The sequence below is a fragment of the Myxococcus sp. AB056 genome, assembly GCF_006547365.1.
In the GTDB taxonomy this organism is placed as follows: domain Bacteria; phylum Myxococcota; class Myxococcia; order Myxococcales; family Myxococcaceae; genus Myxococcus; species Myxococcus virescens.
Genome location: NZ_VHLB01000066.1, coordinates 39,181 through 49,726, shown reverse-complemented (window position 1 = coordinate 49,726; position 10,546 = coordinate 39,181). Strand labels below are relative to the sequence as shown.

At 71.0% G+C, this 10,546-nt stretch carries 7 protein-coding genes and 1 pseudogene; 3 read left to right on the top strand and 5 right to left on the bottom strand.

What is annotated here, in order from left to right:
- Both FMP39_RS25605 and FMP39_RS25600 read left to right on the top strand, forming a co-directional pair.
- A pseudogene (locus tag FMP39_RS25605) lies at nucleotides 1–461 on the top strand (hypothetical protein); the annotation flags it as partial.
- Nucleotides 462–464: 3 nt separating this feature from the next.
- Nucleotides 465–1,028 carry a hypothetical protein gene (locus FMP39_RS25600; RefSeq protein WP_090485852.1) on the top strand — a complete coding sequence of 188 codons (564 nt, stop codon included), beginning with the start codon at nucleotides 465–467 and terminating at the stop codon, nucleotides 1,026–1,028.
- A 3-nt stretch (nucleotides 1,029–1,031) separates the two neighbouring features.
- On the opposite strand, the gene FMP39_RS25595 is transcribed toward FMP39_RS25600, so the two are convergent.
- From FMP39_RS25595 to FMP39_RS25575, 5 genes are all read right to left on the bottom strand, one after another.
- Nucleotides 1,032–1,832 carry a hypothetical protein gene (locus FMP39_RS25595; protein ID WP_141592804.1) on the bottom strand — a complete coding sequence of 267 codons (801 nt, stop codon included), beginning with the start codon at nucleotides 1,830–1,832 and terminating at the stop codon, nucleotides 1,032–1,034.
- Nucleotides 1,829–2,779 carry a hypothetical protein gene (locus FMP39_RS25590; RefSeq protein ID WP_194858560.1) on the bottom strand — a complete coding sequence of 317 codons (951 nt, stop codon included), beginning with the start codon at nucleotides 2,777–2,779 and terminating at the stop codon, nucleotides 1,829–1,831. Before FMP39_RS25590 ends, FMP39_RS25595 begins: the two co-directional genes overlap by 4 nt.
- 1 nt (nucleotide 2,780) lies before the next feature.
- Nucleotides 2,781–4,319, bottom strand: coding sequence for a pilus assembly protein (locus FMP39_RS25585; protein WP_141592802.1), 1,539 nt, complete (start codon nucleotides 4,317–4,319; stop codon nucleotides 2,781–2,783).
- The gene (locus FMP39_RS25580; RefSeq protein ID WP_090485864.1) at nucleotides 4,298–5,107 is read right to left on the bottom strand and encodes a TadE/TadG family type IV pilus assembly protein; all 810 of its coding nucleotides are present in this window, start codon (nucleotides 5,105–5,107) and stop codon (nucleotides 4,298–4,300) included. The genes FMP39_RS25585 and FMP39_RS25580 overlap by 22 nt, the downstream gene beginning before the upstream one ends.
- A gap of 145 nt (nucleotides 5,108–5,252) precedes the next feature.
- A complete protein-coding gene (locus FMP39_RS25575) occupies nucleotides 5,253–8,306 on the bottom strand; it encodes a helicase-related protein (RefSeq protein WP_194858559.1) in 3,054 nt (1,017 codons plus the stop codon).
- 230 nt (nucleotides 8,307–8,536) lie between these two features.
- On the opposite strand from FMP39_RS25575, the gene FMP39_RS25570 reads away from it, so the two are divergent.
- The gene (locus tag FMP39_RS25570) at nucleotides 8,537–10,381 is read left to right on the top strand and encodes an ATP-binding protein (RefSeq protein ID WP_141592800.1); all 1,845 of its coding nucleotides are present in this window, start codon (nucleotides 8,537–8,539) and stop codon (nucleotides 10,379–10,381) included.
- Nucleotides 10,382–10,546: the final 165 nt, after the last annotated feature.

Below are 10,546 nucleotides of genomic sequence, written 5' to 3'. Positions count from 1 at the left end.
GCCCGAAGAAGGTGAAGGCCCCCGCGCCCGCGCCCTTCCACCCGGGGACGCCCACGGGCGAATTCGTGGAGGCCGCCTGGCGTTATTTGGAGGACGACGAGAAGACGCGCACGCGCTTCACCCATGCCTTCGAAAACCGGCAGGACGCGCTGCTGGGCGCGCTTGACGCGGCGGCGCTCACGGACGAAGGATATGGCGTCGCTCGCCACCTGCTCCTCGAGCTGTACGCCATGCTGGAGCTGGGCTGGCCGCCGGGACTCACGTCCATCAAGCCGGCGGTGCTGGAGGCGGACACGGATGCCCCGCCAGTGCCTCAGCCGCTGAAGGACTACGCGGACGAGGCGCTCTTCGAGGCGGAGCAGGACGAGGAGCAGCCCCTGTCCTCCCAGGAACTGGAGGTGGTGCGGCGCCTCGTCCATCGCGGACTGGCGGCGCTGTGGGGCGCTCGCAAGGAGAGATGAAGGATGGCCAAGGACAGGGACGACAACGGCGGCGGCGGCTTCTCCGGCAAGCGCAACAAGAGCTGGCGCGAAATCGACGCGGGGCGCGGCAAGGGCAGCAAGTACGCCTCCCGCCAGGACGACCCCGCGCAGCAGAAGCTGGAGCGCAGCGCGAGCTACCAGAAGTACAAGGCCGCCGCGGACGCGCTCTTCACCGGCGGCGAGCTGCCGGAGGGGCTGGCGAAGACGTTCGACCCCGAGGGCAAGCGCAAGGCCCAGAAGCAGGCCATGCAGAAGGTCACCGAGTCGGAGACGCGCGCCGACTGGGTGAAGGCCGTGGTGGACTACCTGGAGAAGTATCCGGAGCTGCCCGAGGACGCGTACTTCCTCGACAGCCTGCTGGACCACCCGCGCGAGCGCATCGTCGACAAGGCGCTGGCGAAGCTGGAGGTGCTTGGGGAGGAAGGCAAGCTGAAGACCAAGGTGCCGCAGAGCCTGGACCAGCGCCTGAAGTCCGTCGAGCTGACGAGCATGGACCCAGACATGCAGGGCCGCGCCAAGGCGCTGCGCGAGAAGCTGCGCGCCTGAGCTTCAGCGCACGACGGCGGCGGGCCCAGGCGGCGGCGGTGGCACGCTCCGCCCGCCGCGGTACACCAGCACCACGGCCCGCTGATTCCCCTCGCCCGGCTCGTGCACCACGCGCAGCTCCTCGCCCGTGCGCACGTAGAAGGACGTCTCCCCTTCCTCCAGCCTCCAGCCCGCGCGTGTGAGCGTCTGGGCGTAGAAGGCGTCCACGGCCTCGCCAGACAATGGGACGTGGAAGGCGAGCGTGCGTGAGCTCTCGCTGTTGACGCGCAGCACCTGACTGGCCTGGGGCGGCATGGGCGCGAAGTCCCCCGCCGCCGCCGGGTCCCTGCGCAGGGCGTGATTGGCCTCACCGAGGTACATCATCGTGGTGCGGTCCGGCTGCGGCTGGAAGATGACGGTGTAGGTGATGCCCCGGTGGCCGTCGATGGCGGTGAGCATCACCGCGCCGCTGGCGAGCTGCGGCTGCTCATGGCCCGGTGGCAGGTGCAGGCCCGCCTGGATGAAGGCGTCCGCGAAGCGCTGCACCAGGGCATCCATCCGCTCCTTCGCGTGCACGGCGCGCAGCGCGACAGGGATGCCCCTTGCCTCGACGATTTCGTTCGACTCAACGGTGTCGATGACCTGCACGCGGGGCCAGGCGAAGCGCGGCCGCGCGGGAGCCTCGGGCTGTGCCGGGGACGCGGCGGGTGCCTTGCCCGCCGGGCCCTGTGCGGCCACGGGTACCTTCGCCGCCGTGCCCTGGGCCACCACCGGCGCCGCGCCGAGCAGGCACGCCGTGACGAGCAGCCCCCGGCGCCACGTCACCGCGGCACCCCGAGCCAGTGGTTCGCGCGGCCCACCTTGTACGAGCGGATGTTGGGCGCGTCGAAAGGCGTCACCTCCCAGCGCGTCTGGCCGCCGGCGTGCGTGGAGCCGAGGTTCTCCTCGTAGTTGTCCTCCTCGCCGCGGAAGCTCATGAAGAACTGGTCCTCGTTGACGCCGGCCGCGCCGGTGATTGCCGCGAGCATAGATCCGGCGTTCCCCCCCGCACCGTTGGCCCGGTACACGCGCTGCGCCCACTCGTAGTAGTCCGGGTTGGCGCACCGGCGCGCGCCGTTGACGTTGAGCGCGCAGGCCCGGCCCTCCTCCACGCCGCCCAGCCCCCAGTCATCCAGCAGCATGCCGAAGCGCGCCGTGCAGCGGCCGCCCGAGGCGCGCCCGGCGGCGCACACCGTGAAGGCATCAGCGGCCCGGCGCTGGGACACCTTGAAGAACCCCTCCCGGCCATTCTCCAGATAGCGGCCAATCCGGACGCCGCGAATGCTCGAGGACGCGGTGCACCCCATGCCCTGCGTCCCCATGGCGATGGTGCCGGCCAGGTCCGGGTCGGCGTCCGCCATGGAAAGGCCGCGCACGGTGCCCGGCAGCTCCGGGCGGCAATCCACCTGGATGGGCTGCGCGCGGGCAATGGCCTGCTGGACGGCCACGCCCGTGCGGCCCATGCGCTGACGTCCGTCGAAGTCCGCGTAGCGGCCATTGGCCTCCGCCTCGGCGGCGAGCACCGTGCCCCGTCGGCCCCACTCGTTGTCCTGCGGGTCGTGCATCACCCGACCGGTGGCGTTCCACATCGCGAAGTTGGCGGCCTCCTGCACCTTGAGCGTCAGCGCGCCCACCTCGGCGAAGTAGATGCCGAACAGCAGGATGGTGACGAACACCATCACCCCCAGCGCCGTCTCCACCAGCGACTGGCCTCGTGCATGGCGAACCCGCATGTCAGTAGCCCCTGTCGCCGGGGCCACCGCCCCGGTAGCCCACGGAGTGCAGCTCTCGCAGCGCCCGCGCGTGCCCGGAGAAGCCAGCGGCGGACAGGCTGTCCGCGGGCCGGTCATCCCGGGCGCCCTCCGCGCTCACCAGCGTGGCGCGCCAGAAGGGGTTGAGGAAGTTGGGGGGCTCGCGCCAGCCGCCGCCCTGCGCCGCGGGCCGGGGCCGGTGGTAGTAGACCATGCCGGCGGAGAGGGCCACCTGGTTGCGGTGCACGTCCTCGCGGCCCGTGGGGCGGATGCGGCCCAGCGGGCTGCTGTTGTCGAACTCTGTTTCGGTCCCCGCGAAGCGGAAGCGGAAGAAGAGGTTCCACGGGTCCGGGCGGGCCCGGCGCTCCGCGCTCGCGTAGTCCCGGTACAGCATGCTGTACAGCTTGGGCTGGCCGTAGTGGTTGGACGCGCCCGCGTGCAGTTCGTCCACGTTGTAGCCAACGGAGTAGGGCCAGATGCCGGGGCATACCACGCACGCGCCCAGCGTGTGCGTCTCGTAGGTTGGCTTGCCGTCCTCCGGCGCCTGGCCCGGGGGCATGCGCGCGCCGTAGACGTGCTGGTCCTCGTGCGTCTGCTCCTCGTCGGACATCACCCACGCATCCGTCGCGATGGGCGGAAGCGTCGGCGCTCGGGTGCAGCGCGTGGGGATGACGACGCGCCCGTGGTCATGCGCCGTCGAGTTGCGGCCCGACACGGTGTCATACGTCGCGGGGTCCATCTGCGACACCGAGCCGTAGCGGCGAAAGCTGGTGGAGATGGCGGCGCCGCCGGTGCCGAAGCCGGCGGTGCCTCCCGGACGGTTGTGGACCCACGTCCACCCCATGCTCCCCATGGTGGCGTTGAGCGCGGGGGTGCCGCCGCCCGAAGGGCAGAGCGCGCCGTCCCCCACGCCGCAGCCATAGGTGCCCGCCTTGATGGACTGGATGACGGCGTCGCGCTCCGGGACGTCGTTGCCACCATTGAGTTCGGAGAAGCTCTTGGCCGCGCCAGCGGACGGCGCGCGGAGCTCCGAGTTGACCGCCTGCGCGACACGCCGGGTGAGCTCCTGCTCCGCGATGTGCTCGCTCAGGAGCTTGCCGTAGATGTTGAGCCCGGCCTGGAACAGGTTGCCGGCCCGCCCCTGGAGTTGCTGCACCTGCACGGCGGCGGCCGCGTCCGCGGCGAACCACACCGGCGGCGGGATGGAGCCGGGGCAGGCCACGTCGTGCGCCGCGTATTCCTGGCTGCTGTGGCTGATGAGCGACTGGGTGCCGGCCATGGCCACCATGTGCGCCACCTGGGCGCGGTTCATCACCGCGATGGCGTTGAAGGCGCGCGCCGTGGCCACCGCCTGGCTGTAGGCGGCCGCGTCGGCGGCCATCTGGATTTCGACGCGCTCCTTGGCGCGCATGCCGAAGCCCAGCGTCATCAGCACCATCAACGTCAGCAGCAGCAGCGTCAGCGCGAACAGCACCAGCGCCTGACCTCGCCGCGAGTGCCTCACGAGCCGTGGAGATTGCACGCGGGACCTCCCATGAAGTACTCGGACATGACGGGCGTCATCATTCGCATGGCCGCGTTGACCTGGATGGGGAACACGAAGTGTCCCTGGTCGCTCCAGCGCACCATGCGCGTGCCCAAATCACCGCCGGGCCATCCGTCGCGCCCCAGCGTGGCGCTCGTCTCGCCCCACCACGCGGAGCGGCGCTGCACCGGCATCAGCGGGTTGGCCGCCGTGTAGCGCCGGAGCCGGAAGTGGGCCAGCAGCATGCGGCTCATCACCCAGTTCGCGAAGGGGACGCGCATGTAGTACCAGGCCACCATGCGTATCTCCAACGTGCGGGCCCGCAGCGCCGCCGCGTTGTCCGTGGGCTGATCAAAGAGCAGGTCCTCGCCCCCCGTCAGCTCCTGCGCCCAGCCGGCATCCGGCGACTCCCGGACGATTTCAATCAATGGCTCGTTGAAGTCGCGCCCGTAGGAGTTGCGCACCCGGAATTGGTTGTGACGGCGGGGGGAAAAGGCCGCCGCCAGGGTTGCCGAGCTGTCCGTGCGCGCCACCGTGGGCAGCATGGTCACCAGCGCCGCGTGCATCATCGGCAGGCAGTTGCCGTGGTTGATGCTGCCCGCGCGCACCGCCCGGTATGCCGCCACCTGCGCCAGGATGCGGGCCTGGAGCATCATGAAGAGCTGCAGTGTCCCCAGGACAAGGAACACCACCAGCGGAAGGGTCAGCGCCGCTTCCACCGCGGCCTGTCCCGACTGACGTCGTGTGCGTGGGGTGCCTCGGTGGATCATACGAGCCTCCACCATCCTATTTCTCGTTGATTGAGGAATCGGTCAAATGGCCCGTTGTCCTGAAGACGCGCGATTTCACTAGGAGAACAAAATCAGCAATTCTTGAAGTCCCAGCAATACAGCGCAGCGCGTCAACAGGCGGACCTTGGGCGAGGCGCCTTCAGCGGTTGAGGACGAAGCCGCAGGCGGAGTCGAGCACCACCTTGGCACCCGCCAGGGCGTCCAGCAGCCGGGCGTAGTGGGTGCGCTCCGCGTCCAGTTGCGCCTCCACGGCCTCGGTGGAGAGGCCCTGGTGCCCCAGGGACAGGTGCATGCGGGCCACGGCGGCGTCGCGCTCGGCTTCAATGGCCTTGCGCGCCCGGGTGGCCAGCTTCGCCAGCTCCGCTTCGGCGGCCTTCTGGCCCACGGGCACCGCCGCGTCCACGAAGTCCGCGAAGCCGGGGAAGGCAAGCGACACCTCGTCACCCTTGAGCGACTTCCCTTCCTTCTCCAGCGCGGGAAGCAGCGTGGGGTCGGACTTGGGCTTGCCGCCCGCATCCACCACCGCGACGTGCACCAACGTGCGCTCCAGGAAGCGCGCCAGTTGGCGGCTGGGCACGCGGGCTCCCGGGGACGTGTCCTCCGGCTCCGGCAACTGGACGTGGAAGAGCAGCTCCACGCCGCGTCCCTTCTGGGGTCCACGCCGCTCGATGAAGCGGAAGGCGCTGCGCCCGTAGGGGCCGTCACGCAGGAAGCCGAAGAGCGCCTCCACCAGCGGGTGGCCGGTGGCGAAGTACTCCAGCTCCTCCGCCTCCACCGCGGTGTCGCGCCAGAAGGTGCCCAGTTGCGTGCGGTCCTCCATCACGTCGATGCCCGGCAGTCCGTCCACCTTCAGCGCGTGGCCGAACTGGAAGGCCACCTGGAAAGCCTCCACCTGCTCGTCGGTGTCCACGCCGATGCCCACCCGGCGCGCCAGCTCCGTCACCGTCTCCTCCAGCCGCTCGTCCAGGTCGCGCGCGATGCCCCACAGGCCATCCTCCACGCCGGACGCCTCCGCCTCGCCGTCCTCGTCCTCCTCGTCGGCCTCGATGCCCATGCGCTCCTGGGCACGCTTCACCAGGCGCTCCACCGCGGGCCGGTCGAAGCTGCGCACGTCCAGGAGCGGGTCATAGGCGCGCTTCACCTGCGCGCGCGCCGCCTCCACGCGGGCCTTCAGCTCCTGCGCGTAGGCCATGCGGGCCTCGCGCGGCATCAGCGCCAGCTCGGCGAGCCGCGCCTCCACCTCTTCCAACACCGCGTCCAGGCCGCCCACCGTCTCGCCGAAGACGCCCACGGCGTCCGCCAGCAGCATCAGCACGTCGGAGGCCAGCGTGCCCGCCGGGTCGAAGACGTGAATCTCCACCGGGTGCGTCTGGCCAATGCGGTCCAGCCGACCAATGCGCTGCTCCACCGTGGCCGGGCTCCAAGGCAGGTCGTAGTGCACCAGGTGGTGCGCGAACTGGAAGTTGCGGCCCTCGCCGCCCACCTCCGTGCACAGCAGCACCTTGGGCCCTTCCGGGTCACGGAAGCGCGCCACCTGCCGGTCGCGCTCCACCAGGGGCAAGTCACCGTGATAGCCCAGCGCCTCCACGCCCTCGCGGCCCAGCTCGGACTGGAGCGCGTCCAGCGTGTCGCGGCTCTCCGTGAAGACGAGCACCTTCGCCGCCGGCTCCGACTTCCAGACGCCGCGCAGCACGCCCAGGAAGGCGCTGAACTTCGCGTCGCGCGAGGGCAGCCGCAGCGCGTCCACGTGGCCCTTGAACACGGGGTTGGCGCGCACCGCGCCCGCGAAGGCCGCGGGGCTGGACTCCAGCCGGCGCAGCACGTTGCCCAGCGGCGCGCCGCGCAGGCTGGCCCCGGCGAGCACCGCCAGCGCGGCGTCGCGGACCTTCAGCTCCTCGGCGGGCAGCGTCACCGGGTGGCGGTGCAGCCGGCGCGTGGAGAAGCCGCCCACCACCGCGCGGCGGTTGCGCACCAGCCGGTCACTGAGGCTGTACGTCTCCGACAGGTGTTGCAGCAGCGCGTCCCGGTCCTTCAGCGAGGACAGCTTCGCGTCCTCGGGGAAGCGCTTCGCCAGCGCCTGCACCGCGGCGGACGGCTTGCCGCCCTCCATCAGCGCGCGCACCGCGGCGGACAGCTCCTCCTGACGCTTGAGGCGCTCCTCGAAGCCCGCGACGGAGGGCGCCGTGGCCGCGTCGATGAGGGTGAGCAGGCCGTGGTACTCGGCCGGGTCCAACTGCATGGGCGTGGCGGTGAGCAGCAACAGGCCCCACGTGTTCTTCGCCAGCACCTGCGCGGCCTCGAAGGCGCGCTCGCCCTTGAGGTGGTGCGCCTCGTCGATGATGACCAAATCCCAGAAGGCGTCCTCACCGGCCAGCGCGCGGCGGTGCTCCTCGCTGCGCTGGAGCATCTCCAGGCTGGTCACCACCAGGGGGAAGCGTGCCCAGGGAGACACCTCCGGCGCTTCCTTCAGGGACTGCGCGTAGCGGTCCGAATCCATCAGCGTGAAGAGCTGGTTGAACTTGTGGAACAGCTCCACCAGCCACTGCACGGTGAGGTGACTGGGCGCCACCACCAGACAGCGGCGCGCCAGTCCGGACAGGCGCAGCGCGCTGAACACCATGCCCGCCTCAATCGTCTTGCCCAGGCCCACCTCGTCCGCCAGCACGAAGCGCGGACGGCTGGCGGACAACACGCGCTGCACCACGCCCACCTGGTGCGGCTTCACCATGATGCGGCTGGCCAGCAGCGCGCCCAGCGCGTCGCAGCGGCGCTCGTCGTCCAGCACCAGCGCCTGCTTGCGCAGCGTGAAGGCCCGAGCCTCGCCCACGCGGCCCTCGCGCAGGGTGGACAGCAGGTCGGAGCGGGGCGGCAGCGCGCGCAGCGAGGACTCGGGGAGCTCGTCCTCCTCGTCGTTTTCCACGTAGCGCAGCACGTAGCGGCGCAGGCCGCGCGCCCCCGGCTCCTCGCGCACCACCAGCGCCAGGCGGCCCTTGTAGGTGATGACCGGCTCGCCTGGAGGCAGCGGGTACTGCACCAGGGCTCCACCCTTGGTGGACACCAGCACCGGGGCGTCTTCCCGAGCGGGGAAGGCGACGAGCGCCTTGGCGCCCTCCTCCTGCAGCGACAACAGATGCCCCACACCCCATTCGGGCTGCGGGAGGTAACGGACCTTCGAACCTTCGACTAGAGACATGGAGCGTCCGCTCATAACCCCCTGTCCGGACGAAGGCCATTCCATGACGGCTTCCCGTGACGGCCTTTCGTCGGACGGAGCGCCCTCCGGAGGCCCGCACCGCACCGTCCGAGCGCCCCTGGGGTGGACCCACCCCGTCCACCAGGACGATGTCTTCCAGCAGGCAGTCTGGGTGATGCTTTCCTCACCGACGGCACGCCTGGAAGGGTGCCTTGGGGGGGAGTCACCACATGATGCGCCGTTGGACGTTCGCCCAGCGAGTGAGCGCCGGCCTGTCCGCCTGCCTGTTCGCCGGGTTGCTGCTGCTCGCGACGCTGCTGTCCGCCGTCTACGCGCAAGCCAGCATGCCCCCGGGCCACGGCGCCCAGCCCCAGGCCGTCCTGGCGGGGCTGCTGGGTCTGGCCTGCGTGGCGGCGCTGGGCTTCGTGCTCCACCGCGCGCTGGCGCCGCTGCATGCGCGCCACCAATCCAGCGAGCAGCACCTGCAGCTCCTCATGGACGGGGTGACGGACTATGCGCTGTGCTTCCTGGACCAGCACGGCCGGGTGACGGCGTGGAACGCGGGCGCCGAGCGCCTCACGGGCTGGTCCGAGGTGGAGCTTGCCGGACGCGACGCGGACCGCATCTACCCGGTGGACGAGGTGGCCGCGGGCGTACCCCGCGCGCACCGTGAGCGGGCCGCGCGCGAGGGGCGCCTGCTTGCGGAGGGCTGGCGGGTGCGCCGCGACGGCAGCCGCTTCTGGGCGGAGACGCTGCTCACCGCGCTGTACGACGCGCACGGGCGGCTGCGCGGCTTCGTGAAGGTGACACGCGACATCACCGAGCGCCGCCGGATGGAGCGGGCCCAGGCGCTCTTCGCGGAAGCCGGCCGCGTGCTCCAGCCGCTGTCTGGCGCGCGCGAAGTGGGCGAGGCCCTCACCCGGCTGTGCGTGCCCGAGGTGGCCGACGCCTGCATCCTCTTCCTCTCCTCCGAGGACGGCACGGTGCGTCCGCACGCGGTGGCCTGCGAGGACATCGCCGCCACCCACCGCATGTGGGAGCCGCTGCTGCGCTGTCCGGAGGATGGCGAGGTGGGCCCCTCCCGCGTGGTGCGCACGGGCCGCAGCGAGCTGCTCCCGGAGCTGGACGGCGCCCGCCTCCCGCCGGCGCTGGAAGGCAGCGCACACGGCGAGCTGCTGTGCGCGCTGGGCGTGACGTCCGCCCTCACGGTGCCGCTGGCGGTGGGCTCCCGCGTGCTGGGCGCGCTGTGCCTGCTGTCCACCGGCACGCACCGCCGCTTCGGCCAGGTGGACCGGGCCTTCATGGAGGAGCTGGCGGCGCGCGCCGCGCTCGCGCTCGACAACGCCCGGCTGCTGGGGCAAGCGCAGGACGCGTTGGAGCTCATCGGCATCGCCGCGCATGACCTGGGCAACCCACTCAGCTCGCTCCAGCTACGGCTGCGGCGCCTGTCCATGCAGAGCGCCGGCACCTCCGACACGCGGCTGCGCGACGGCCTGGCCGGAGCCGAGGGCGAAACGCGGCGCCTGGGCCGGCTGGTGCACAACCTCCTGGACCTGTCCCGCCTGTCAGCGGGCCGCATGGTGCTGGACACGGAGCCGCTGGACCTGGCGCACCTGGTGCGCGAGGTGGTGGAGCGCCACCGCGACCAGGCCAGCGCCGCGGGCTGCGCCCTCAGCATCCGCGTGGAGGAAGGCGCCACCGGCCAGTGGGACCGGCAGCGCCTGGACCGCGTCGTCACCAACCTGCTGAGCAACGCCCTCAAGTTCGGCCGCGGCCACCCCGTGGAGCTTCGCGTCCAGGCCGACACCCGCTGCGTCCGCCTGGCCATCCGGGACGGCGGCATCGGCATTGGCGTGGAAGCACAGCAGCGCCTGTTCCGCCGATTCCAGCGCGTCCATGCCGGCGGGCAGCACCCCGGCACCGGCCTGGGGCTCTACATCGTCCGCCAGCTCGTCGAGGCCCACGGGGGCACCATCCACGTCCAGAGCCGAACCGGGGAAGGTTCGGAATTCACGATTGAGCTTCCCCGCAGGACAAACAAGGAATCCTGCTCAGTGAATGAAGTGCAGGTATGACCTTGTGGGTGAGGCAGCCCTGCGGGGCAGGCATTCATCTCCTTGAAAACACAGCAGGTTTGACCCCAGGCGGATTGTTTTCCCAGAAGTTGAACAAATCTGTTCGTTGCAGATAATCTTCGTACGGCTAAAAAGACCTGAACCGGGGAAACCCGGAAACGGGAG

Coding starts and splice junctions, on each gene's coding strand:
- FMP39_RS25580 (WP_090485864.1), bottom strand. CDS start 5,107: ATGGTGGAGGCTCGTATGATCCACCGAGGCACCCCACGCACACGACGT.
- FMP39_RS25575 (WP_194858559.1), bottom strand. CDS start 8,306: ATGTCTCTAGTCGAAGGTTCGAAGGTCCGTTACCTCCCGCAGCCCGAA.
- FMP39_RS25570 (WP_141592800.1), top strand. CDS start 8,537: ATGATGCGCCGTTGGACGTTCGCCCAGCGAGTGAGCGCCGGCCTGTCC.
- FMP39_RS25590 (WP_194858560.1), bottom strand. CDS start 2,779: ATGCGGGTTCGCCATGCACGAGGCCAGTCGCTGGTGGAGACGGCGCTG.
- FMP39_RS25600 (WP_090485852.1), top strand. CDS start 465: ATGGCCAAGGACAGGGACGACAACGGCGGCGGCGGCTTCTCCGGCAAG.